The 24,703-nt window shown below is 34.6% G+C and carries 28 protein-coding genes, 2 tRNA genes and 3 rRNA genes; 1 reads left to right on the forward strand and 32 read right to left on the reverse strand.

What is annotated here, in order from left to right:
- Window positions 1-321: 321 nt before the first annotated feature.
- The 31 genes from rrf to rpsJ all read right to left on the reverse strand — a co-directional run bounded on the left by rrf (window position 322) and on the right by rpsJ (window position 23,432).
- Window positions 322-438, reverse strand: a 5S ribosomal RNA gene (gene rrf / locus AAH949_RS08580).
- A gap of 261 nt (window positions 439-699) precedes the next feature.
- Window positions 700-3,608, reverse strand: a 23S ribosomal RNA gene (locus AAH949_RS08585).
- A 368-nt stretch (window positions 3,609-3,976) separates the two neighbouring features.
- Window positions 3,977-4,053 (reverse strand) — tRNA-Ile (locus tag AAH949_RS08590).
- A 5-nt stretch (window positions 4,054-4,058) separates the two neighbouring features.
- Window positions 4,059-4,134 (reverse strand) — tRNA-Ala (locus AAH949_RS08595).
- Between the two features lie 99 nt (window positions 4,135-4,233).
- Window positions 4,234-5,747: ribosomal RNA gene (locus tag AAH949_RS08600) — 16S ribosomal RNA — on the reverse strand.
- Together the 16S, 23S and 5S rRNA genes with 2 tRNA genes alongside form the textbook arrangement of a ribosomal RNA operon.
- 569 nt (window positions 5,748-6,316) lie before the next feature.
- A complete protein-coding gene (locus AAH949_RS08605) occupies window positions 6,317-7,957 on the reverse strand; it encodes a methyl-accepting chemotaxis protein (protein ID WP_348518518.1) in 1,641 nt (546 codons plus the stop codon).
- 80 nt (window positions 7,958-8,037) lie between these two features.
- Window positions 8,038-9,132 (reverse strand): DUF3298 domain-containing protein, encoded by a 1,095-nt coding sequence (locus AAH949_RS08610; protein ID WP_348518519.1) that lies wholly within the window; start codon window positions 9,130-9,132, stop codon window positions 8,038-8,040.
- A gap of 116 nt (window positions 9,133-9,248) precedes the next feature.
- On the reverse strand, window positions 9,249-11,741 hold the full coding sequence (locus AAH949_RS08615; protein ID WP_348518520.1) for a PEP/pyruvate-binding domain-containing protein: 2,493 nt from the start codon (window positions 11,739-11,741) through the stop codon (window positions 9,249-9,251).
- On the reverse strand, window positions 11,716-12,558 hold the full coding sequence (locus AAH949_RS08620; protein ID WP_348518521.1) for a phosphatase PAP2 family protein: 843 nt from the start codon (window positions 12,556-12,558) through the stop codon (window positions 11,716-11,718). The genes AAH949_RS08615 and AAH949_RS08620 overlap by 26 nt, the downstream gene beginning before the upstream one ends.
- The gene (locus tag AAH949_RS08625) at window positions 12,524-13,708 is read right to left on the reverse strand and encodes a 1-acyl-sn-glycerol-3-phosphate acyltransferase (RefSeq protein ID WP_348518522.1); all 1,185 of its coding nucleotides are present in this window, start codon (window positions 13,706-13,708) and stop codon (window positions 12,524-12,526) included. Before AAH949_RS08625 ends, AAH949_RS08620 begins: the two co-directional genes overlap by 35 nt.
- 14 nt (window positions 13,709-13,722) lie before the next feature.
- Window positions 13,723-14,988 carry a preprotein translocase subunit SecY gene (gene secY / locus AAH949_RS08630; protein ID WP_134238839.1) on the reverse strand — a complete coding sequence of 422 codons (1,266 nt, stop codon included), beginning with the start codon at window positions 14,986-14,988 and terminating at the stop codon, window positions 13,723-13,725.
- Window positions 14,988-15,380, reverse strand: a complete 393-nt coding sequence (gene rplO / locus AAH949_RS08635) for a 50S ribosomal protein L15 (RefSeq protein WP_134238838.1) — start codon at window positions 15,378-15,380, stop codon at window positions 14,988-14,990. The genes secY and rplO overlap by 1 nt, the downstream gene beginning before the upstream one ends.
- Window positions 15,381-15,383: 3 nt before the next feature.
- Window positions 15,384-15,827: a 30S ribosomal protein S5 gene (gene rpsE / locus AAH949_RS08640; protein WP_134238837.1), complete on the reverse strand. Its 444-nt coding sequence runs from the start codon at window positions 15,825-15,827 to the stop codon at window positions 15,384-15,386.
- Between the two features lie 17 nt (window positions 15,828-15,844).
- Window positions 15,845-16,201, reverse strand: a complete 357-nt coding sequence (gene rplR, locus AAH949_RS08645) for a 50S ribosomal protein L18 (RefSeq protein WP_134238836.1) — start codon at window positions 16,199-16,201, stop codon at window positions 15,845-15,847.
- 9 nt (window positions 16,202-16,210) lie between these two features.
- Complete coding sequence (rplF, locus tag AAH949_RS08650) at window positions 16,211-16,747, reverse strand: 50S ribosomal protein L6 (RefSeq protein ID WP_134238835.1); 537 nt, start codon at window positions 16,745-16,747, stop codon at window positions 16,211-16,213.
- 76 nt (window positions 16,748-16,823) lie between these two features.
- Window positions 16,824-17,219, reverse strand: coding sequence for a 30S ribosomal protein S8 (gene rpsH, locus AAH949_RS08655; RefSeq protein WP_134238834.1), 396 nt, complete (start codon window positions 17,217-17,219; stop codon window positions 16,824-16,826).
- Between the two features lie 9 nt (window positions 17,220-17,228).
- Window positions 17,229-17,414: a type Z 30S ribosomal protein S14 gene (locus tag AAH949_RS08660; protein WP_012660824.1), complete on the reverse strand. Its 186-nt coding sequence runs from the start codon at window positions 17,412-17,414 to the stop codon at window positions 17,229-17,231.
- A 1-nt stretch (window position 17,415) separates the two neighbouring features.
- Window positions 17,416-17,958, reverse strand: a complete 543-nt coding sequence (rplE, locus tag AAH949_RS08665; RefSeq protein WP_134238833.1) for a 50S ribosomal protein L5 — start codon at window positions 17,956-17,958, stop codon at window positions 17,416-17,418.
- Between the two features lie 3 nt (window positions 17,959-17,961).
- Entirely contained in the window at window positions 17,962-18,195 is a 234-nt protein-coding gene (gene rplX, locus AAH949_RS08670) for a 50S ribosomal protein L24 (RefSeq protein WP_134238832.1), read from the reverse strand.
- Window positions 18,195-18,563, reverse strand: a complete 369-nt coding sequence (gene rplN, locus AAH949_RS08675; RefSeq protein ID WP_134238831.1) for a 50S ribosomal protein L14 — start codon at window positions 18,561-18,563, stop codon at window positions 18,195-18,197. The genes rplX and rplN overlap by 1 nt, the downstream gene beginning before the upstream one ends.
- Window positions 18,563-18,814 (reverse strand): 30S ribosomal protein S17, encoded by a 252-nt coding sequence (rpsQ, locus tag AAH949_RS08680; protein ID WP_134238830.1) that lies wholly within the window; start codon window positions 18,812-18,814, stop codon window positions 18,563-18,565. Before rpsQ ends, rplN begins: the two co-directional genes overlap by 1 nt.
- A 9-nt stretch (window positions 18,815-18,823) precedes the next feature.
- Window positions 18,824-19,009 carry a 50S ribosomal protein L29 gene (rpmC, locus tag AAH949_RS08685; protein ID WP_134238829.1) on the reverse strand — a complete coding sequence of 62 codons (186 nt, stop codon included), beginning with the start codon at window positions 19,007-19,009 and terminating at the stop codon, window positions 18,824-18,826.
- Complete coding sequence (gene rplP / locus AAH949_RS08690; RefSeq protein WP_134238828.1) at window positions 18,996-19,421, reverse strand: 50S ribosomal protein L16; 426 nt, start codon at window positions 19,419-19,421, stop codon at window positions 18,996-18,998. The genes rpmC and rplP overlap by 14 nt, the downstream gene beginning before the upstream one ends.
- A 2-nt stretch (window positions 19,422-19,423) precedes the next feature.
- Entirely contained in the window at window positions 19,424-20,125 is a 702-nt protein-coding gene (gene rpsC / locus AAH949_RS08695; RefSeq protein WP_134238827.1) for a 30S ribosomal protein S3, read from the reverse strand.
- Window positions 20,126-20,515, reverse strand: a complete 390-nt coding sequence (gene rplV / locus AAH949_RS08700; RefSeq protein ID WP_134238826.1) for a 50S ribosomal protein L22 — start codon at window positions 20,513-20,515, stop codon at window positions 20,126-20,128.
- A gap of 10 nt (window positions 20,516-20,525) precedes the next feature.
- Window positions 20,526-20,807: a 30S ribosomal protein S19 gene (gene rpsS / locus AAH949_RS08705; protein ID WP_337201057.1), complete on the reverse strand. Its 282-nt coding sequence runs from the start codon at window positions 20,805-20,807 to the stop codon at window positions 20,526-20,528.
- A 1-nt stretch (window position 20,808) separates the two neighbouring features.
- Window positions 20,809-21,639 carry a 50S ribosomal protein L2 gene (gene rplB, locus AAH949_RS08710; RefSeq protein ID WP_134238825.1) on the reverse strand — a complete coding sequence of 277 codons (831 nt, stop codon included), beginning with the start codon at window positions 21,637-21,639 and terminating at the stop codon, window positions 20,809-20,811.
- Window position 21,640: 1 nt separating this feature from the next.
- Window positions 21,641-21,922, reverse strand: coding sequence for a 50S ribosomal protein L23 (locus AAH949_RS08715; protein ID WP_087725871.1), 282 nt, complete (start codon window positions 21,920-21,922; stop codon window positions 21,641-21,643).
- A 2-nt stretch (window positions 21,923-21,924) separates the two neighbouring features.
- Window positions 21,925-22,539 (reverse strand): 50S ribosomal protein L4, encoded by a 615-nt coding sequence (gene rplD / locus AAH949_RS08720; protein ID WP_134238824.1) that lies wholly within the window; start codon window positions 22,537-22,539, stop codon window positions 21,925-21,927.
- Window positions 22,536-23,111 carry a 50S ribosomal protein L3 gene (gene rplC, locus AAH949_RS08725; protein WP_134238823.1) on the reverse strand — a complete coding sequence of 192 codons (576 nt, stop codon included), beginning with the start codon at window positions 23,109-23,111 and terminating at the stop codon, window positions 22,536-22,538. The genes rplD and rplC overlap by 4 nt, the downstream gene beginning before the upstream one ends.
- A 9-nt stretch (window positions 23,112-23,120) precedes the next feature.
- Window positions 23,121-23,432 carry a 30S ribosomal protein S10 gene (gene rpsJ, locus AAH949_RS08730; protein WP_134238822.1) on the reverse strand — a complete coding sequence of 104 codons (312 nt, stop codon included), beginning with the start codon at window positions 23,430-23,432 and terminating at the stop codon, window positions 23,121-23,123.
- A gap of 232 nt (window positions 23,433-23,664) precedes the next feature.
- Between rpsJ and AAH949_RS08735 the strand changes: the two genes are divergently transcribed.
- A complete protein-coding gene (locus AAH949_RS08735) occupies window positions 23,665-24,090 on the forward strand; it encodes a MerR family transcriptional regulator (protein WP_134238821.1) in 426 nt (141 codons plus the stop codon).
- 36 nt (window positions 24,091-24,126) lie between these two features.
- Here the strand turns inward: AAH949_RS08735 and AAH949_RS08740 are convergent, their stop codons facing one another.
- Window positions 24,127-24,642, reverse strand: coding sequence for a DUF2165 family protein (locus AAH949_RS08740; RefSeq protein ID WP_134238820.1), 516 nt, complete (start codon window positions 24,640-24,642; stop codon window positions 24,127-24,129).
- Window positions 24,643-24,703 lie beyond the last annotated feature (61 nt).

Below are 24,703 nucleotides of genomic sequence, written 5' to 3' on the forward strand. Positions count from 1 at the left end.
ATTTTAAGTGTAAATCCAATCCACACAATAACCATATATTATAATCTAATAAAAACTAAATATAAGAACTAAAATTCCTATAAAGAAACACATAAAAAACCAAATTTATCAAACTCACTATAAACATTTTAAAGTTAAAATGACTAAATCCCCAAATCCAACCCATCAAATAAGCCATTAGAATAATTCAATAACCAACAATACAAATCTAAACCATAAGAAATAACTAAATAACATATAAAAATAAACTTTGGAAACCAATAAAAAGAATAAACTAATTCAAGAATTAAACTAAGTAGTAAGTAAGAATAAGAATTAACAAGTCCGCAATGAGCTACTTTCCCCCTGCCAGTAAGGCGTAGTATCATCACCCACGATGTGCTTAGCTTCTTGGTTCGGGATGGAGCAAGGCGTTTCCACATCTGTATAATCACGGACATTGTTATTTAAATATTCTTTGAAGGATTTAACTTAAGAATAAAGCTTTTATTTTTTTATTTATCTTGTTTATTCTTTCTTCTTTTACTTTTTAAATCTTATCTTTCTTCTCGATAAGCCTTTAGTCTTAGAATACTTAAAAAACAATGTTAAGAGCAAGTTCTAATATAAACCCTACTTGCAAGATTTCCATATCACTTTGAATGATTATTGTTATTCAAAGCTTTACTAAAAACCTTAACAAGGAAGTGATGCTTTATTAAAGATAAGCCAAACGCTCTATTAGTACTGGTCAGCTAAAGGACTTTCATCCATTACACACCCAGCCTATCAAACTAGTAGTCTTCTAGAGAGCTTAGAGAAGATTCATCTTAGAGTTGGCTTCACGCTTAGATGCTTTCAGCGTTTATCCTTTCCAAACTTAGCTACGCTGCGATGCTCTTGGCAGAACAACAGCTACACCAGTGGTTTGTTCAACCCGGTCCTCTCGTACTAGGGTCAAATCTCTTCAATCTTCTTACGCCCACGGCAGATAGGGACCGAACTGTCTCACGACGTTCTGAACCCAGCTCGCGTACCGCTTTAAATGGCGAACAGCCATACCCTTGGGACCTGCTCCAGCCCCAGGATGCGATGAGCCGACATCGAGGTGCCAAACCTCCCCGTCGATGTGAGCTCTTGGGGGAGATCAGCCTGTTATCCCCGGGGTACCTTTTATCCTTTGAGCGATGGCCCTTCCACACAGAACCACCGGATCACTAAGACCGACTTTCGTCTCTGCTTGACTTGTATGTCTTGCAGTTAAGCTGGCTTATACCTTTATACTCTACGAACGATTTCCAACCGTTCTGAGCCAACCTTTGTAAGCCTCCGTTATTATTTGGGAGGCGACCGCCCCAGTCAAACTACCCACCAGACATTGTCCCACTTGAGGATAACTCAAGCTGGTTAGCTACCCAAATAAGAAAGAGTGGTATCTCAACAATGGCTCATATACAACTGGCGTCATATACTCAAAGCCTCCCACCTATCCTGCACATTCTTATCCAGATAGCAGTGTCAAGCTGTAGTAAAGGTCCACGGGGTCTTTCCGTCTTGCCGCGGGTAGGAGGAATTTTCACCTCCACTACAATTTCACTGGATCCCTCTTTGAGACAGCTCCCATCTCGTTACGCCATTCATGCAGGTCGGTATTTAACCGACAAGGAATTTCGCTACCTTAGGACCGTTATAGTTACGGCCGCCGTTTACTCGGGCTTCGATCAAGAGCTTCGCTAATGCTAACCCCATCAATTAACCTTCGAGCACCGGGCAGGCGTCACACCCTATACATCCTCTTACGAGTTAGCAGAGTGCTGTGTTTTTGGTAAACAGTCGGGAGGGACTCTTTGTTGTAAGTTTCTTCGCTTTCGGAGTAAATCCTAATACGAAGCGAACCACACCTTATACCGAAGATACGGTGCTATTTTGCAGAGTTCCTTAAAGAGAGTTCTTCCACGCGCCTTAGAATACTCATCCCACCCACCTGTGTCGGTTTACGGTACGGGCAACATTAGCTAAACTTAGAAACTTTTCTTGGCTCGACGGCATCAGCATTACTCTTATCCATCCGAAGACTTCAAAAAGCCTATAGGTTCTCGGTGTATTCTTACACGGATTTTCCTGTATAAGCACCTACAACTTTCGACTAGCACTTCCATCCGCTAGCAATGCTTAGCCCTAAGCGTCCTTCCATCGCACACTAATGTTGGTATTGGAATATTAACCAATTTGCCATCGTCTACCCCTTTCGGACTCGACTTAGGACCCGACTAACCCTACGATGACGAGCATCGCGTAGGAAACCTTGGGTTTACGGCGTTAATGATTCTCACATTAATTATCGCTACTCATGCCTGCATGCTCACTTCTATTCGCTCCAGCACTCCTTACCGGTATACCTTCGACGCAAATAGAACGCTCTCCTACCGCTTGACAAAGTCAAGCCTACAGCTTCGGTACTTACTTTAGCCCCGTTATATTTTCCGCGCAAAATCACTAGACCAGTGAGCTATTACGCTTTCTTTAAAGGATGGCTGCTTCTAAGCCAACCTCCTGGTTGTTTAAGTAACTTCACATCGTTTTCCACTTAAGTAAGATTTAGGGACCTTAGCTGGTAGTCTGGGTTGTTTCCCTCTTGACGACGGATTTTATCACTCGCCGCCTGACTGCTGTGATTACATATAAGGTATTCGGAGTTTGATAGGGTTTGGTACATTGGTGTATGCCCTAGCCCATTCAGTGCTCTACCCCCTTATATTACGACACAACGCTATACCTAAATATATTTCGGAGAGAACCAGCTATCACGAAGTTTGATTGGCCTTTCACCCCTATCCACAAGTCATCCCGGGGCTTTTCAACGCCTATGGGTTCAGTCCTCCACTAGTTCTTACACTAGCTTCAACTTGCTCATGGATAGATCACTTCGTTTCGGGTCTGCAGCATCTGACTAAGCGCCCTATTCAGACTCGCTTTCGCTACGGCTTCGCGTGTGCTTAACCTCGCCAGACACCACAACTCGCAGGCTCATTATGCAAAAGGCAGTCCATCACCCTGTATTGCTACATAGGGCTCTGAATGATTGTAAGCAAATGGTTTCAGGTTCTATTTCACTCTGATCACCTCAGTTCTTTTCACCTTTCCCTCACGGTACTTGTGCACTATCGATCTGGTATTAGTATTTAGGGTTGGATCGTGGTCGACCCAGCTTCAGACAGGATTTCTCGTGTCCCGCCCTACTCAGGATACTGCTAGCTAAGGTTTGTTTTTCGCATACGGGACTATCACCCTCTATGGCTATACTTTCCAGAATGTTCTGCTAAACTCACCTCTTGCACATTGCAGTCCTACAACCCCCAGTGCAAGCACTGGGTTTGCCCTCTTGCGCTTTCGCTCGCCGCTACTGACGCAATCTCTATTGATTTCTTTTCCTGAGGGTACTAAGATGTTTCAATTCCCCTCGTTCGCTCCTTATTAGGTAATGTATATCTCTATACATTGGGTTGCCCCATTCGGAAATCTACGGATCAAAGCTTCTTGACAGCTCCCCGTAGCTTATCGCAGTCTAGTACGTCCTTCATCGCCTTTACCAGTCAAGGCATCCACCATTCGCTCTTAGTAGCTTACCTTTTTTACCTTTTTATTGATTCTAAAACGCATCACTTCCTTGTTAAAGTTTTTATGATAAGACTTTGCTATCTTAAGACGGAAAGCATTCAAACACTTATAAATACTAATATAATTAATATCTAAATAAGCTGTGAGTTTGAAACTTGTCTCTAGTTTTATTACTAAAGAAAAGATAGTTGAGTTTCATCCTTTAACAAGTCCTGTAAAATTGTTTTTATTAAAACTTGCTTGTGACTCTTAACAATAATAATTATAAAGAACTTTTAGGCTTAAAACCTAAAGGAAGTATATAAAATAAATCATATACTTACTTTAGATTTTAAAGCTTTACTTCAAATCTTATTCATTCTTCTAAGATTGATTACTATGGTGGGCCTAACAAGACTTGAACTTGTGACCTCACCCTTATCAGGGGTGCACTCTAACCAGCTGAGCTATAGGCCCTTTTATGGTGGAGAATAGCGGGATCGAACCGCTGACCTCCTGCGTGCAAAGCAGGCGCTCTCCCAGCTGAGCTAATTCCCCATAAACAATTAGCTTTTTCATCAATCTTTGAAATCTAAACAAGGATGATTGAGTCTATATTGAAGTAATAGTTGTGAGACTTATTACTTTGTACTCTAGAAAGGAGGTGATCCAACCGCAGGTTCTCCTACGGTTACCTTGTTACGACTTCACCCCAGTCGCTGATTCCACTGTGGACGGTAACTAGTTTAGTATTCCGGCTTCGAGTGAAATCAACTCCCATGGTGTGACGGGCGGTGAGTACAAGACCCGGGAACGTATTCACCGTAGCATGGCTGATCTACGATTACTAGCGATTCCGGCTTCATGCTCTCGAGTTGCAGAGAACAATCCGAACTGGGACATATTTTATAGATTTGCTCCACCTCGCGGTATTGCGTCTCATTGTATATGCCATTGTAGCACGTGTGTCGCCCTGGGCATAAGGGCCATGATGACTTGACGTCGTCCACACCTTCCTCCTCCTTACGAAGGCAGTCTATTTAGAGTGCTCGGCCGAACCGTTAGCAACTAAATACGTGGGTTGCGCTCGTTGCGGGACTTAACCCAACATCTCACGACACGAGCTGACGACAGCCGTGCAGCACCTGTCTCTAAGTTCTAGCAAGCTAGCACCCTCATATCTCTATAAGGTTCTTAGGATATCAAGCCCAGGTAAGGTTCTTCGCGTATCTTCGAATTAAACCACATGCTCCACCGCTTGTGCGGGTCCCCGTCTATTCCTTTGAGTTTTAATCTTGCGACCGTACTCCCCAGGCGGTACACTTAATGCGTTAGCTGCATTACTGAGATGACTAGCACCCCAACAACTAGTGTACATCGTTTAGGGCGTGGACTACCAGGGTATCTAATCCTGTTTGCTCCCCACGCTTTCGCGCCTTAGCGTCAGTTGAGTTCCAGCAGATCGCCTTCGCAATGGGTATTCTTGGTGATATCTACGGATTTTACCCCTACACCACCAATTCCATCTGCCTCTCCCTCACTCTAGACTATCAGTTTCCCAAGCAGTTTAATGGTTAAGCCATTAGATTTCACAAGAGACTTGATAATCCGCCTACGCGCCCTTTACGCCCAGTGATTCCGAGTAACGCTTGCACCCTCCGTATTACCGCGGCTGCTGGCACGGAGTTAGCCGGTGCTTATTCCTTAGGTACCGTCAGAATTCTTCCCTAAGAAAAGGAGTTTACGCTCCGAAAAGTGTCATCCTCCACGCGGCGTTGCTGCGTCAGGCTTTCGCCCATTGCGCAATATTCCCTACTGCTGCCTCCCGTAGGAGTCTGGACCGTGTCTCAGTTCCAGTGTGACTGATCATCCTCTCAGACCAGTTAAGCGTCATAGCCTTGGTGAGCCATTACCTCACCAACTAGCTGATACTATATAGTCTCATCCTACACCGAAAAAACTTTCCCTACTCAACTTGTGTTAAGCAGGAGTATAGAGTATTAGCAGTCGTTTCCAACTGTTGTCCTCTTGTGTAGGGCAGATTAACTATACCTTACTCACCCGTGCGCCACTAATCCACTTCTAGCAAGCTAAAAGCTTCATCGTTCGACTTGCATGTATTAGGCACGCCGCCAGCGTTCACTCTGAGCCAGGATCAAACTCTCCATAATAAACATTCTTTAGCGTTAAGGCAAAGCCTTAACTAAGAAGCAAGCTAAAGGCTTACCCTGCCAAACCTAATAAATAGATATTAGATTATTATTAAAGAGATAAACCTTATCGCTCTTATAGATAGTTTAATCTTTTTCTTCAAAGAAAAAGTTTTATAATTGATTAAGATTTAAAATAAATCTTTCTGGCTCAATCGATCACTTATTTAGATTTCAAAGATTGACTATAAGATTTGAAACAACAATATTAATTTTAAAGAACAATACAAAAACTCAACATAAATAAAAGTAAAAAGGCTTTTAATTACTTTGTTTAGGTCCTTTTTTAGAAAAGGAAATGAAAGTATAGCTAGTTTTGCTTAAATTATTATTAAAATATATAAAAATAAAATAAGAATTTGGAAGGGTTTTAAATAAAGAAATGATTTGAATTTTTGAAAGATGGAAATTGAAATGGTTTATATCTATATTAAATTGATTTGTTTAACTTGTATATAGAAATAATAAATCTAGAATTTTTATACTAGATTTATTACAATATCTATGAAAAACTTAAAATTACCAAGTTTTTATAGTCTAAAAATTTCAATCTCTTTTTTCAAAGTATTAGAAATTACTTTAAGCTCATTCATTGCATCTTTATTTTGACTTACTTCTTTTTGGGTTTTTTCTGATATATCGGATACCAAAATAATTTTTTCTTCAATTTCATTCATAAGTTCTACTTGCTCTGCAATTTCTTTATTCACATCACGTGCTTTCAAAAGGCTATCATTGGCTTGTTTATAAATAAGCTCAACACTATCAAGCATTCCTTCACTTAAATTTTTTCCTTGAGCAATGAGCGGAATGGATTCTTCAATCATCTTTACAGTAGCTATGGTTTCTTCTTGAATTTTTTTATTAATGATTGCAATTTGATCTGTAGCACCTCCTGTTTTTTCAGCAAGTTTACGAATTTCATCCGCAACGACAGCAAAGCCCCTTCCTACATCACCAGCCCTTGCTGCTTCAATAGCTGCATTTAAAGCTAACAAATTTGTCTGATCTGTTATTTCACTAATCAAATCTGTACTTGTATCAATATTTTTTGTATGTTCGCGCAATAAAGCAATTTGCTCTGAAACTTGCGAAGAATTATTAGCTATATATTCCATCTGTGATGCTGTATCTTCTGCTGATTTTTTATTATTTTGACAAACTTCAGTGGTGTTTTTTGAATTCTGCTCTGTTTCTGAAGCATTTTGCGAAATGTTTTTTGTTTTTTGACTGATTTCTCTAATTTTAAAAACAGATTCTTTGGAAGTTTGTCCTTGAAATAAAACTGATTTTTCTGTTTCATTAATACGCTCGGCTACCAAATCAGCTTTAGAATTTAACTCTTCTACTATTAGCATTACCTTATAAACAATACCACGAAGCTGCTCCTGCATCTTTGAAACCGCATAAAGAATACTTTGATTGTAATTTGTATGAATTTTTTGAGTTAAATTTCCATTAGCCACTTCCGTAATAATATCATTTACAACTCTTGGCTCTCCACCTACGGATTGTTTGATATAGCGCACAATGAAATAAGCAATAATTATAGAAAAAATTAAAGCTATAGCTATTATAACAATCATTGTGAATTCAAATGATCTGGTTTCATTTAGAGCAGATTCAGTAAGACGCTGATTTGCCAACTCTTCATAATCAATTAATTTATTTGTTTGAGCCAACCATAAAATAAACTGGTCTCTAGCCGAAGTTAGCAATAACTCTCTAGCAGATTCAATATCTTTTTGATTTACTATATAATCAATAATCTTTGCATAAGTTTGAGTTGTCAACAACTTTATTTTAGCGATATCCTCAACCATTATTTTTACTTCTTTACTCACATTGCCTTGAGCTAAAATTTCTGCCAACTTTTCTTCTGCAACAAAATAATCTTGCTCCAATTTTTTAATTTGATTTAAAGTATACTCCAAATCTTTAGGATCTTTTATTAATATTATATCTCTTATTAAAATAGAACGGTCATGAATGCTACCACGATAATTAATAGCTTGACGCGAAACTAATGCATTCTCTCCTGTAGCCGTAGTTAAGGTATTATCCAAAAATTTGATTTTTATAATACTGAAAAAAGCCACTATCAACATAGCAACCATCAACAAAAGAAAACCCAAATATAATCTAGTTGAAATTCCGAATTTTAAATGCATTTTAAGCTCCAAAAAATAAATTTTTTGGTATTGTACTCCAATATATATTAACTCACACTACAATCATTAGAAAAAATCAATTATTTTTCAAACAAATATCTATAAACCGAATTTTCTTTTACAAAGGGTTTCAAAGAATCAAAATCCAAAACAACGCTGATGAATCCTTCAGCATAAGATGCGATTTCGTATGGCTGCCAAATGAATTTAATTCCTTTCTCATTCAAGTAAAATTCTGACGGTAGAGAAATATTTTTTCTGCTTTCACCGCCCCATTCTAAAAATCTTGCTGCATCCTCGCCTTTGTCATACTTTACTAAAGCTTGTAAAATCAAATCCAGCAAAGCAGGATCGCTTACATCTTTAAACAAATCCTCGCTTTTGTTGGACAAAATACTGCCATCTTTTAAAGAAAAACTCAAGGGGCTTATATTGACATTTCCATGCGCGCCACCAAAATATTGATAATTTGTGATTTTAAAACTTAAAATTTTGTCATCTAAATAATCCACCCCAAAATATCTAGCGTATTCTGTATTAAAAGAAAGCTTATCCCATTCTTTAGCTCTTTGTTCATTATGCTTTTCTTGAATTTTTTGTTTTAAATGTTTAAAATCTTTAGATCCTAAGGCTATAATATCGTTGATTTTTTCCCTTGCTTGTGTGTTTATTAAAGATTTTGGAATAAAAAACATCTCATCTTCCAATTTATAAGTAATCTCTCTTTGCCCAAACTGATCTTCAATGTTTTTCTTTTCTTTAAATTCTATTCTTGCAAATTTTAGAGTATTAAGTCTATGTGTTGAAGGCAAAAAATTAACTTTTTTTTCATCAATTTTTGTTTCTAAAATAGGGAAGTGATTTTTATCAAATTTCACACTACCTGTGATTTTTTTTATTTCATTCTCTTCATTTAAAACAAAGCTGAGATTTTGCTCCCAAATTTGCCCCATAAAATACGAATCAGAATCTGAAAATTTAGCATTTATAGTATAGTAATCTTTAGCGGTTTTTTGCATTTCTAAATACAATAAAAGCTTATCCTGTCCAATTTTACCTTCTAATAAATAAAATTCACCCTCTGGATCACTTTGCTTTGCGTTCATATTCGCACCCAAAAAACCTATACAAACAAAAGGTAATAAAATTTTTAAAAAATAGCTAGAAAATCTCATTTAATATCCTAAATTTCAATATTCAAGCATTGTATCTTAAACTTATAAATACTATACAAACTCGGAAAAACTTTGTATTGATTTTAAAAAATAAACCGTTTTCTACTCATTTTAATTCAATCTAAAATATACACTTTTCCCTTATTGCCATCTATTTTAACTTGCATACCGTTTTTAAGAATTTGCATTGCATTTCTTATGCTCATTACTGCAGGAAGTTTCATCTCTCTTGCGGTAACCGCTCCATGCGATAAAGCTCCTCCGCTTTCTGTGATCACGCCTTTTGCGGAGTAAAAAAGTGGCGTCCAAGCTGGATTGGTTGTGCGTGCAACCAAAATCGCATCTTTTGGAAAAGTAGCGAAATCATCTTTAGAATGCACTAAATAAACTTCTCCTATAGCAACTCCCATACTTCCTGCTACACCTTCTAAAACCTCGCTGTCGCCTTCAAGAACCTCATCTTCTTCACCCAAATTCCAAGCTGGGATTTTTTTAGAATTTTCAAGATACTGTACTTTTTCTTTTTCTATCTCTAAACGCACCATTTGGCTTGTTATTTTACCTTCTTTATAATCTAAAATTGTCTGCATATGAGTAAAAAACACATCTAAAGGATCTTTTATAATGCCTAGTTTTACAAAATACTCGCCTATAGCCTTGGTAGCTTTTCTCACTAAAATACTCAAACGCGTTGTTTCATAGTGCTCCAAATCATCTAAAAGCGTATAGGTTTTTACCAAATTTAAAAGCTCATCAAAGCCAAAATGCCACTGCTTTGGTAACAATGCAAAAAGCTCATTTTTAGTATTAAAATATAATTTTTTCTTGTGAAGTTTTTCATTTGCAAGCTTTTCAAAATCGCTATTTAATAAAAGCTTAATATTATCAAGAACTACACTAGGTGCTTCGCTCCAAGTAGGATGATAAGGATCAAAATCTATTTCTCTGTGTCCGTGATGAGCCAAAAAGCTCCAAAATTTCTGCCTTAAAACTTTATAATTAAACATTTTTTCTTCAAGCTCTTGCGAATTATATTTTTCAAATTCACTCTTTAAAAATGGATCTTTGACTATAAATTCTGCTAAAGTAAGTAAATCTTCATTTACTTGCGCCGTTTTGCTCTCATCAAAACGCGTTAAAATATCAAAATAAAAGCCCGATTTTTCCCCTACTAATTTTTCTAAAAATGTTTTTAAAATCCTATAAAGCAAGCTTTGAGTTACGGATATAGCGATATTTGGACGAAAATATATTGTGCCAAGATTTACAACTTCATCTAAAAAATCAAAAGCTTGTTCATCATTTAACAACATTTTATTTTCTAAACTCCCTATCCCTTTTAAATAATCATCCAAATCTCTCATCCATTGCTTTGGTAAATCATAAATATGAGGATATTTTTGTAAAATTTGCTCTAATGCTGTATCTAAATTTTTAAAATCTATACCTAAATTTCCGCTTTGCATATAAAGCCAAACTGCATTTTGATTGCCATAGATATAATTGTTAAAACTTGCGAACCATTTGCCTTTAAAGCTCGGCAAATTCATCATTTCAAAAGAATATTCCAAAGAGATGTGAAAAGCTTTATCTACATAATCCCAAGTAAAAGGTGTAATCACATTTGGATAACGCTCTGCTGACTCATCGCGCGTCCATCTCTCTGCTAAAGTCGTGATTGCTCTTGCTTGAAGCAAATAAAGCTCATCTTTTTCTATGGCCCATTCTATATCTTGTGCAAAAGCATAATATTTTTCCACATCGCAATTTAACTTTGCAATTTGTTTTAGCTTTTCCTCGCTAAGACAGGGAATGTTTTGCCTTTCTTTACTTATTTTTTCTTCTTTTGTGCCAAATTTATCTTGAATAATACAAAATTCTTTCGTGGCTATATGACTAGAACGCAAAGAAAAATCACTCTTTGAAACACAATACTCATCCACCTCAAATTCGCCATTTACCACACTTTCACCCAAACCATAATTTGCATTGATTAAAATTTCATCATTACGGTTTTTGACAGGATTGATAGAAAAGCTAACTCCTGCAAAATCCGCATTTACCATTTTTTGCACCACAACAGCCATACAAGCTTCGTTTTGAAAAAAGTTTTTTTCTTCGCGGTATAAAATGGCACGACTTTGCCATAAAGAAGCAAAACAATGCTTGATATATTTTAAAATTTCATCTCTGCCATAAATATTTAAAAAAGTATCGTGAGCTCCTGCAAAAGCTGCAGAATTTAAATCTTCCATTGTAGAAGAAGAACGCACACTAAAAGCCGTATTTTCATCAAATTCTTTTAAATTTTCATCAAATTCTTTTAAAAATTCCGAGCCAAAATCAAGCTCTAAAAAAGCCTCTCTTAAAATTTTGCTTTGTTTTTCTAATTTGTCTAAATCTTGATAATCAAAAATATAACCAAAATTTTCAATTAAATTTTTGATATTTTCGTCATTTTCTATGAATTTCCCATAAGCTTTTACACTAATGATAAAACCTTGAGGCACTTTAAAACCTGCTCTTGTAAGCTTAGCTAAATTTGCCCCCTTGCCTCCACAAAGCTCTAAATTTGTAGCTTTTTCATCGCTGAATTTTAAAATTTGCATTAAAAGTCCTTTTTGCAAGTTGATAAAAAAAGTATGCCAAAACAAAACCAACAACACAATCGATCAAATAATGATAACGCAAATAAATTGTAGAAAACCAAAGTAAAATACAAGGAATGAGCCAAAAATAAAAATGTTTTTTATTAAAATATTGCAAAAAAAGCAAAATAAATAAAGAAATTCCGCAATGCAAACTTGGAAAAACATCACTAAAATTACTAAAAATTGGATAAGCTTTATCTAAAAAATCTCTAAAGAAAAACCCACTCAGCGAATTTTTAAATTCACTCGCATAATAAAAATAAGGCCCTATGGCTGGAACAAAAATATATCCTAAAAACCCAATGGCATAAAAGCTTAAGATTCCATTATAAAAGGCTTTTGAAATTTTTTCATCTGCGCAAAGATAAAAGACGAAATAAAATGCAAGTTGTACCATAAAAAGTAAATAAGCAATACTTAAAAGCTCTGTCAAATAAATATTAGAAAAATTTTCTAAAAATAAAGATAGATTTTTAATATCTCCCAAAATAAAAGCATCAATTAAAGCAAGATAAGAATCTTTTTTATCCATATTTATTAAAGGTGATATTTCTCTTAGCAAAGTAAAAATGCTATTCATAAAAAGCACATAAATACCAAATTTCAAACGATAGTTTTTAAGAAAGAAAAGTGCAAAACTAATTACCAAATAACCCATAATGACTAAAGTATAAATGCTAAAAAATGCGTTGGAAATAAGCCTTATAAACATAATACCAAAAAAGCAAAACCACAAAAATTCAAAAAGCTGAATTTTGGTTTTTAAAATACTCATTAATCTCTTCTTGCAAATCATCATAGTCTCGCTTTAATTTGTTAAAAAATAAAGCATTAAGCAAAAAAATTCCATGCTTTTTAAAAGCCCCATAAAGATGAAAACCCCACAAACTAAAAATGCAACACAAAAAAGCTATAAGCGGAAAAAATAAAGCTAAAGCCATATAAAAAATCACAAAAGCACTTGTCCCTGATAAAATTTTATAAAGGCTTATGGTATGTTTTTCTTTAGAAAATTTTGCTGCTATAAAAGAACTTAGAAAAATAGGCAAATTAAACAAAAAAGTAGGTATTACAATAATTGCTGTTATGAAAAATACCCAAAGGCTGAGCAAAAAAGACTTAGGAAAAATGGCACAATTTTTATACAAAAAAGCTTTAGAGCTTTTGATTTCATAAGACTTCAATTTTTCTTGTAATTTTGAAATTTTAGAATTTTTCAATACTTTTAAATATAATTCATCTTTATACAAAGAAGAAAAAATAGCTATCTTCTCACAATTTTCTTGTTCTTTTTCATCTTTAAATTCTATCAGTATATTTTCTAAAGCGGTGCTAATTTGAGTATATAAAATTTCCTTATCTTGAATATGATCAAATTTTAAATTCTTTCCTTTAACAATAAAAACTTTAGAACCCATTTGAGTAGGATCATCATAAAAGATACTTAAAGGCGTGATTTCTAAAGCATTTTTTTGCAACATTAAATACGCTATTTTAGAAGCTCCATTGGCAAATTTTAAATGCTTGGGATTTAAAGCACTTGTGCCTTCTGGGAATATCCCTAAAGTACTGCCTCTTTGCATCAAATTTAAGCATTGTTTTAAGGCGCTAAAATTATCATTTTCTTTTACTTTTAAACCTTGTTGCAACGCCCTTTCTTTATCTTTTTCTCTTGTAATTTCAATACCTTGAAAGAAGATTTTTCCTAAAAAACTGCGTCTTAAATTTCTGGCTAGTAAAAATTGAATTTTGGGGAAAATAAAAGCGTATAAAAAACCATCAATGGCGCCATTTCTATGTGATAAAATAGCCATTTGACCTAAATCATTATTTTTAGACAAATCTAAAAAAATAATTTTTCTAAAATAAGCAAAAACAAGCAAGAAAAGAAAAAATTTTAAAATTCCTTGCTTAAATTTTTGCATTGAATTGAAAGGTTCTATAAACCTACCGCGCTTAAAGTTTGATATTTACTCATATAAATTTGGGCTTCAATTTTTCTCATAGTATCAAGTGCCACTTGCACTACAATCAACACTGAAGTTCCGCCAAAATAAAATGGCACACCCATAAATTTCACTAAAACCCAAGGCAAAGTCGCCACAAGTCCTAGATAAATCGATCCAGATAGAGTCAAGCGCGAAGCAATTTCATTAAGATAATTTGCTGTGCCTTCTCCTGGACGAATTCCAGGGATAAAACCGCCTTGTTTTTTAAGATTTTCAGAAATATCTTTAGCATTAAACACAATAGAAGCATAAAAATATGCAAAGAAAATCACAAACAAGAAAGTTAAAATATGAAATAAATAACCATTTGGACTAAGATAGTCGTTGATGATTTTTAAATATTGATTATTACTAGCTTGTAAAATAGTAGCTGGAAACATTAAAATCGCACTTGCAAAAATTGGGGGAATAACTCCACTCAAATTTAGCTTAATAGGAATATAATTCATAATGCGTTTATTTTGATTTTGCATTACAACTTTGCGTGAGTAAGAAATAGGAATTCTTCTTTCACCAAGTTCTACATAAATAATCACCCCAATAGTGAGTAAGATAATCAATAAAATCGCAAAAGCTACTAAGAAATTCATCTCGCCTGAGTTGATAAGATCAACAGTTCCGCTAATTGCCGCAGGAATACCTGAAACAATACCCGCAAAAATAATCAAAGAAATACCATTACCCACACCTCTTTGTGTGATTTGCTCACCTATCCACATCAAAAGCATGGTTCCGCCAAGCATAGAAATAGCAGAAATGGCAATAAAAACATTCATATCTTCGATAACAATAGCACTACCGCCCGTTGATCCTGAAAGACTTTGAAGTCCAATGGCTACACCTATACTTTGCACTAAAGTTATAACTATAGTTGCATAACGAATGATTTGCATATATTTTTGCATACCGTCGCGTTCTTTTTTCATTTTGCCGATATTTGGGAAAGTTGCAGCGAGCAATTCCATGATGATAGAAGCAGTAATATAAGGCATAATGCCTAAAGCAATGATAGAAAATCTCTCAGCTGCACCACCACTAAACATATTAAACAAACCAAAAGCATTATTGCTCTGTTTGTTAAAAAAATCCGCAATAACTCCAGTATCCACACCGGGTACGCTTACATAAGCTAATACCCGATATGCCAACAAAAAGGCTAGAGTAATAAGGATTTTATTTACTAATGCCTTATTCATTATTTTGTTCCAGTAACGCTGATATTCTCGTCTTTGATTTTAGAAGCTAAATCTTTTGCGCTTACGCCAATTAGCTTGATTTTACTAACAGCCTTTGAAATTTTATGCACACTTTTTATGCTCTCAAGAGTAATTTCACTAAGTTCTTTTACGGCTGTAATTTTTTCAACATTAATCACATAAGGTTTCAAAATTTTTGAAGTAAAACCTACTTTTGGCAATCTTCTTTGAAGTGGTTGTTGTCCACCTTCAAAACCTCTTTTTTCATTATAACCTTTTCTTGCAGTTTGTCCTTTGCCACCTTTGGTAGAGGTTTTGCCCATACCACTACCTTGTCCGCGACCTATTCTTTTAGTTTTATGAGTTGATCCTGCTGCTTTTTGTAAATTCATTTTTTATCCTTTTAACATTGTTAAAGCTTTAATTGTAGCACGAACCACATTAGCGGAGTTATTTGATCCTAAAGACTTAGTCAAGATATCTTTAATACCTGCAAGTTCTACAATAGGACGAGTAGAACCACCCGCAATAACACCAGTACCTTCGCTAGCTGGTTTAAGTAAAATTCTACTTGCATTGTATTTTACTTCTACATCATGAGCAATAGTCGAACCTTTGGTTTTGACTTCAACGATATTTTTAAATGCATCATCAACTGCCTTACGAATAGCATCTGGAACTTCCTTAGCTTTGCCATAACCAACACCAACCAAACCTTTGCGGTTTCCAACAATAACCAAGGCAGTAAATCTAAATCTTCTACCACCTTTTACAACTTTAGTAACCCTGCCAATATCGACGATTACTTCTTCAAATTCTTCTTTATTATATTTTTCCATCGATTCTCCTCCGGGTTTTATAGCTTAATGCCATTTTCTCTTAAAGATTCAGCTAATGCTGCAATTACGCCATGATATACATAACCATTTCTATCAAAAATAGCTTGTTCGATTTTTTTAGCTTTTAAAGATTTTGCAAATTCAGCTGCAATTTTTTTAGCACCTTCTTTATTTGCCTTAATACCTAATTTACGACCATCTGCTGCTACTAAAGTTACAGCTTTGATATCATCAATTGCTTGAATATAAAGGGTTCTATTTGATTTAAATACAGAAATTCTTGGCAAAGTTTCACAACCTGAAATTTTTGCTCTGATTCTTTTTTTTCTTTTAATTCTTAAATTAATTTTTCTTTTTAATATATTCGCTCTCATATTTAACCCTTATTTCTTAGATGTTTTACCGGCTTTACGGATAATGCGTTCATCGGCATATTTAACACCTTTTCCTTTATATGGTTCAGGTGGTCTAAATTCACGAATTTGAGCAGCTACTTGACCTACAACTTGTTTATCGCTTCCTTTTACAACAATAGTATTCTTATCTACAGAAATTTCTATACCTTCTGGAATATCGTAGTTAATAGGATGTGAAAAACCAAGACTTAATTCTAAAACTTTACCTTTTAAAGCAGCCTTGTAGCCCACTCCATTAATTTCAAGAGTTTTTGAAAAACCTTGAGTTAAACCTACAACTATATTATAAGCTAAAGCTCTATAAGTTCCCCAATAAGCTCTACTTTGACGATCTTCACCTTTAGGAGCAAAGATAATATTGTTATCTTTAATCTCAACATTTACATTCGCTTTAATATCAAGTTCTTTTGCTAAATTACCTTTTTTAAATTTCAGCAAATTTCCTTCTAACTTTACTTCTACCCCATTTGGGATAGCAATTGGTTGTTTACCTATACGAGACATATTTTTCCTTTTTATTTGTCTAGGATATTTCTACTTTTTTCAAGAATGGATACCCAATGCCATAAAAAGCAGATTTTTACCAAATGGTGCATAAAATTTCGCCACCAACTCCAGCTTTATAAGCTTCATCGTTTGCTAAAACACCACGAGATGTGCTAACTACGATAGTACCATAACCATTTTTAAAACGCTTAATTTCATCTTTTCCTTTATAAACGCGACGACCAGGCTTAGAAACTCTTTTAATTTCATTAATTACACTATTACCTCTTTCATCGTATTTTAAAACAACATTGATGAATTTTTTCTTGTCTTCTTCAATTACATCAAAACTTTCAATATAACCTTTAGTTTGAAAAATTCCAACTAAAGCTTCTACAACTTTAGAATGTAAAAGCTTGGTGGTTTCAAGTCTTCTCATTCCCGCATTACGAATTCTTGTGAGTGAATCTGAAATTATATCATTTATCATTATTCATCCTTACCAACTTGCTTTCTTAAGACCTGGAATTAAGCCTTCATTTGCCATTTTTCTTAAACAAACTCTGCAAATTCCAAAATCTCTATAAACTGAATGTGGACGCCCACAAATTTGGCATCTAGTATATCCCCTCACGCTAAATTTAGGTTTACGCGCTGCTTTTGCAATCATTGATTTTTTAGCCATCTTATTTTCCTTTTGTAAATGGCACACCGATAAGTTCTAATAACTTTTGTGCCTCTTTATCATTTTGTGCTGTTGTAACAATAGAAATATTCATACCATGAGTGCGTAAAATTTTATCGTATTCTACTTCTGGGAACATTAATTGCTCATCAAGTCCGAAATTATAATTTCCGCGTCCATCAAAACCATCTCTACTTAAACCTCTAAAATCTTTCACACGAGGAAGAGCTATGGTAATGAGTTTATCAAGAAAAGCAAACATATTTTCTTTTCTTAAAGTTACCATTACTCCTACAGGAAAACCTTCACGAACCTTAAATCCCGCAACAGATTTTTTAGCTTTAGTAATCACTGCTTTTTGTCCTGCTATTAAAGAAATAGTATCAGCAACATTTTGTAATACTTTTTGATCTTTTGCAAGCTCACCTGCACCTACGCTAATAACCACTTTTTCAAGTGCAGGAACAAGCATAGGATTTTTAATATCAAATTCTTTAACCAAAGCAGCTTTGATTTGTGAATCATATTTTTCTTTTAATCTCATTGCTTACTCCTGAACTTTTGCCACATTGGAAATATCCATCGGCATTTCTTTATTTATAAAACCACCATTTGGGTTTTTATCACTAGGCTTAACTGCTTTTTTAGCAATTTTACATCCTTCAACTACTACTTTAAGAGTTTTTGGATATACAGCTAAAACCTTACCTGTTTTACCTTTGTCATCACCGGTGATAATCTTAACGCTATCACCTTTTTTAATTTTCAATTTAACCGCCATTATAATACCTCCGGTGCTAGTGAAACGATTTTCATAAAGCCACCATATCTAACTTCTCTGCCCACTGGTCCAAAGATACGAGTTCCGATAGGTTCTCTTTTAGCATCAAGAATAACCGCGGCATTCTCATCAAAACGAATCAAAGAACCATTATCTCTATGAATTTCTTTTTTAGTTCTAACAATAACTGCTTTTACTACTTGACCTTTTTTAACCTTACCGTTAGGTAAAGCTTTTTTTACAGATGCAACAATTACATCACCTACAGTAGCATATCTTCTTTTGCTACCTCCTAAAACCTTAATACACATTAATTCTTTTGCACCGCTGTTATCAGCTACTGCAAGTCTTGTAAAACTTTGAACCATTACTCAACTCCTGTCGCTAATACAGATTTTAAGCGAAATGATTTTCTTTTAGAAAGTGGTCTGCATTCTATCGCAACGATCACATCACCCACTTTAGCTTCATTTCTTTCATCATGGATTAGATATTTTTTAAAGCGTTTTACGATTTTTCTGTATCTTGGATGAACCACTTTTCTTTCTACTAATACGCTTACAGTTTTATCACCTGATTTTTGAACAATAACGCCCTGAATTTCTCTTTTAAATGTCATTTTTGATCCTTATTTTAAAGCGTTAATTGCTGTATTGATTCTAGCAATGTCTTTTTTTGCTTGACTAATCTCTTTTGGATTAGTTAGTTGCATAGTTTTTAGCTTTTGTTTTAAAGTAAACAAAAGCACCTTTTTTTCTTTTAACATTGTTGCAAGCTCAGCTGCTGTTTTATCTTTAATCTCAGTATATTTCATTTTGGCTCTCTCTTGTAACAAACTTAGTTTTAAATGGTAATTTATGCATTGCTAAAGTCAAAGCTTCTCTTGCCATTTCTTCGCTTACACCTGCCATTTCATAAATAATACGACCTGGTTTAATATTCATTACCCATTCTTCAACTCCACCTTTACCTTTACCCATACGAGTTTCTAAAGGCTTTTTGGTTAAAGGCTTATCAGGGAAAACTCTAATCCAAGTTTTACCTTGTCTTTTAACAAAACGAGTTAAAGCAATACGAGCTGCTTCAATTTGGCGTGAATTGATGCGTCCTGCTTCAGTTGCTTTTAACGCATAATCACCAAATGTAAATTCAGTTCCACGATTAGCATAACCTCTGTTACGCCCTTTCATCATCTTACGATATTTTGTTCTTTTTGGCATTAACATGATTATTTACTCCTTCTTGTGCGTCTTGGTTTTTTAGCAGGAGCCGCTTCTTCTGTTTTTTCAGGTTGAACACCTTTTTGTAAAACTTCACCTTTAAAGATCCAAACTTTCACACCGATGTTTCCATAAGTAGTTCTAGCTTCCGCAAAACCATAATCAATTCTTGCTCTTAAAGTATGAAGTGGTACACGACCTTCAAGATACCATTCAGTTCTAGCCATTTCAGCACCACCTAAACGACCAGAAACTGAAACTTTAATACCCTTAGCACCTGCTTTTTGTGCTCCTTGAATTACTTTTTTCATCGCTCTTCTAAAAGCAATTCTTTTTTCAAGTTGAGTCGCAACGCTTTCAGCAGCAAGTTGAGCTGAAGCACCTGCTTTTCTTTCTTCTTTAATATTGATATTTACATCTTTGCCGATTAAATCTTGCAATTCTTTTCTTAAAATATCAACATCACTACCTTTTTTACCAATGATAATTCCTGGTCTTGCAGCAACAACGGTTACACGAAGTTTTTTTGCTGTTCTTTCAACCAAAATTTGACTGATTCCTGCATAGTAAAGTTTTCTTTTTAAGAAAGCTCTGATTTTATAATCTTCACCAATATTTTCTACTAAATTTGCTTTAGTTGGAAACCATCTTGATTCCCAATTTCTATTAATTCCTAGTCTTAGACCGATTGGATTTACTTTTTGTCCCATTTAGTTTTCCTTTTTTGCTGTTGCTTTTTTGGTGCTTGTCGCTTTAGCTGAAGTTTTTTTATCTGCTTTTGCTTCTACTTTGCTTACTTCTACCAAAATATGTGAAGTTGGTTTTCTAATACGACTTGCACTTCCTCTAGCACGCGGTCTAAATCTTTTTAACACTGCACCTGCATCTACGCGGCAACTTTTTACGATTACTTCATTTGCTTCAAAACCGCCATTTGCTACTGCACTTGAAATTGCATTGGCAATGTATTTAGCACCTTTATTTGGCATAAATTTTAAACTAGCCATCGCTAATTCTGCATTCATTCCTTGAACTTCTCTTGCAATTAATCTCGCTTTAGTTGGAGATAATCTTATGAATTTAATTAATGCTCTACTCATATCTTATCCCTTACTTACCAATTTTCTTTTGCACAGAGCCTTTGTGCCCTTTAAATGTGCGAGTTGGAGCAAATTCACCAAGTTTGTAACCGATGTGATTTTCAGTCACATAGACTGGGATAAAACTTTTGCCATTATGAACATTGAAAGTTAAACCTATCATATCAGGAATGATAGTGCTTCTACGAGACCAAGTTTTAATAGGTTTATTATCATTAGCCTTTTTAGCAGCGATGACTTTTTTCATTACATGATCATCAACAAAAGGACCTTTTTTTAGTGATCTAGCCATCTTACTTTCCTTTTCTTCTTGAAATTATTAGTTTATCACTAGCTTTTTTACGGCGAGTTTTCGCACCTTTGGTTGGTTTGCCCCATGGAGTTACTGGGTGACGACCTGAATTTTTCTTACCTTCACCACCACCGTGTGGGTGATCTACTGGGTTCATGGCAGAACCACGAGTTTGTGGACGAATTCCTCTATATCTATTTCTACCTGCTTTACCGATAGTCACATTTGCCCATTCTTCATTTCCAACTTCACCTATACTTGCCATACATTCGGCTAAAACCTGTCTCATTTCACCACTTGCAAGTCTTAAGATAACATATTTATCTTCTTTACCCATAAGTTGTGCATAAGCACCTGCTGAACGGATCATTTGACCGCCTTTACCTGGTTTTAACTCAACATTATGAACTATAGTTCCCACTGGAATGTTTTTAAGCTTCATTGCATTACCCGGCTTAATATCAAGTCCACTTTCAGCTGCTGCAACGATATCACCAACACCAAGTCCGCGTGGTTGAAGAATATATCTTTTTTCTCCATCTTTATAAGAAATCAAAGCAATTCTACAATTTCTATATGGATCATACTCAATCGCCTCTACTTTACCTTCAATGCCAAATTTGCGGCGTTTAAAATCGATAATTCTATAAAGTTTTTTAGCACCTGCTTCTTTATGACGACTTGTAATTCTTCCATAACTATTGCGACCCGCATGAGCTGGAAGTTTAATAAGTAGCGAACGAACACTTGGTTTTGCTGTAATATCTTCAGAACTTAAACCTGTGATATATCTTCTACTTGGAGTATATGGTTTATAAGTTTTAATTGCCATTTTAAGCCTCCGTATTTTCTAAGCTAACACCTTCTGGTAGCTTAACATAGAATTTTTTATAGTCATTTCTTTGACCTAAACGACCCCTAAAGCGTTTTACTTTTCCATCCATTCTTAAGGAATTGATGCTTTGCGGAGTTACACCAAAATATTCTTTTAAAACCGCTTTTAAACCTGTTTTAGTCATTTTTGGTGAAGTTTGAATAACTACGACACCTTGCTCTTGCAAATTCAAACTTTTTTCTGTATAAAGTATTGTTTTAATATCAGTAATATCTGCCATAATTATCCCTCTTTTGTAATAGATTCTAATGCTGATTTTTCAATAATCACAGCATTAAATACAGATACTAAATAAGCATTAACTTCACTTATATCAACCACATAGCAATTTGCTAAATTTCTGTAAGCTAGAAGTGTTTTTTCATCTAGTAAATCTTTAACAATTAACGCATCTTTTACACCAAGCTTTTTAATTACAGCGTTTGCGTCTTTTGTTTTACCACTTTCAATCGTTAAATTTTCAACTGCAAAAAGCATACTATTATTTGCTTTATCCATTAAAGCTCTTTCAAGCGCTAATCTTTTTTGCTTTTTATTTACTTTTTGAAAATAATTACGATTATTTTTAGGTCCAAATGCCACAGCACCGCCAACCCAAACATTTGTTCTGGTTGATCCCGCTCTTGCGCCGCCACGACCTTTTTGTCTCCAAGGCTTTTTACCGCCACCACTTACATCACTTCTACCTTTTGTATGAGCTGTATTTGCTCTAAGACTTGCAAGATAAGATTTTACATAAAGGTAAAGATTGTGTGAATTTACCTCTGCATAACTTGCAGGAAGTTCAAGTTCGCTTGTTTTTTCAAATTTATCATTTAAAACCGTTACTTTACTCATTTTGCAATCCTTATTCTACCCATAGCACCGTTATATCCTGGCACTGCACCTTTTACAACTAAAATTTTATTTTCAGCATCATAAGATACAACTTCGTTTTTTACAGTTACAGTTGTATTTCCGTAATGTCCTGCCATTTTCATACCTGGTTGAACGCGACCTGGCCATTCTCTATTACCAATAGAACCATGGCGTCTGTGAAATCTTGAACCATGACTTGCAGGACCACCAGCAAAATTATGTCTTTTCATAACCCCGCTATAACCTCTACCTTTAGAATTAAAGCTTACTTTTAGAATTTTTGCTTCACTTAAAGGATTTACATCAATATCACCTGCTTCATTATTTGCTACTTCTAAAGTCGCAAATTTGTTAAATTCTGCAGAAAGATTGTATTTTTTTTGCTGACCTACAATACATTTATTTTTATTTTTACCTTTTGAATAGGCTACAATAGCTTTACCATTTACCACTTCACAAACTTTTGTATCAACGAGTTTTAATAAAGTCACTGGGATACTTGGATTGCTTATAGTTCTACTCATTCCAATTTTTTCTACAATATATTCCATGTTTTATCCTTATTTTCCCATTGCTCTTACTTCAACGCTTACTTCTGGCGCTAAATCAAGCTTGGTTAAAGAATCAACTGTGTCTGGAGTTGCCGCTACAATATCAAGCATACGCGCATGAATTCTCATCTCAAATTGTTCACGAGAATCTTTATTAATGTGTGGAGATTTTAACACTGTATAGCGTTTGATTTTAGTAGGCATTGGCACTGGACCTCTGATATCCGCACCTGTTCTTTTGACAGCTTCTACAATTGCTGCAACTGTTCTATCTAGTACTCGATGGTCATAAGCTTTAAGCTTAAGCCTAATTCTTTCCATAATTTTTCCTTTATAAAGAACTTGTTAGCTAAAACTAACTAAAAATAAAAATGAGAGTATAGTAAATTCGTGTTTTGATTGTCAAGAGAATTTGGCAAAATATTTATTTTTTTTCCTTATAAAAAGGATAAAAAATAAAATTTTAATGCTTAAATTTGTTAAATTAATTTTTTTAGATTTAAATGAAAATTACTATTGATATTTTATAATACCAAATTTAAAAGGAGTAAAAATGGCCTATACGATAAAAGATGTAGAAAAAGAAACAAAAATAAGCTCACATACGCTAAGATTTTGGGCTAAAAAAGGCTTGTTTCCCTTTGTCCAAAAAGATGAAAATGGAATTAAATATTTTGCAAAAAGCGATATAGAATGGGCAAAATGGATAGAATGGCTTAGAATTTCGGGCATGAGTTGTGAGCAAATAAAACACTATATAATGCTTTGTCCTTTGGGCATAAAAACCGCCAAAGAAAGACAGGATATGCTAAAAAGGGCAAAAAAAGAACTACAAATTCAAATCAAAACTCTAAAAGAAAGCGAAAAAGTCTTAAGCAAAAAAATCAAAATTTATGAAGATATGTTAAAAAATGAAATAGATGGTTTTAATCCGCAAAGTAAAGATTATACACCTTGTGATAAATTTTGCAAAGCTTAAAAAGCTAAAAGTATAAAATACTTTTAGCAAATAAAATCAATCATCATTTTTTAAACTAATATAAATTAAAGCTATAAACATATAAGTTACTAATCTTGTAGCATCTGGTAAGCCATTCCAAGTCTTGCTCATCCACATTCCAAACCACTCAGCAGCCACTACTTGAAAAGCAAAAAACCAAAGAATACAACAACAAGTTAAAGCTACAATTCCCCATTTTTTAGCTTCATGAAACACTTTAGCATCAAGCTTTCTTGCCTTAAACATATCCCAAGCACCCTTTAAAGCAGTCAGCGTGATAAAAGTCTCAAAACAAATGATGCCTATATAGCCAATATGATGGATAATTGGCGAAGTAATAGCTCTATAAACGATAGCCTCACCTAAATAATCAGGTTTAGTATCCATACTCATGACATGAGAAACAAATTGGAAATTAGAATTATAATCTGTCACATTTCCAAACACGACAATACCACCCAAAGAAGCCACAGTAAGCAAGATGATGATTTTAGATAATCTTAAAAAATACGCCGTAGAATAACACTGCATAATTTCTCCTAAAAATGATTTAAAACTTAGTATTTTATCATTTATAAAATAAATTATTTAT

Origin of the sequence: Campylobacter sp. CCS1377, from assembly GCF_040008265.1 — a bacterium.
Lineage (GTDB): Bacteria > Campylobacterota > Campylobacteria > Campylobacterales > Campylobacteraceae > Campylobacter_D.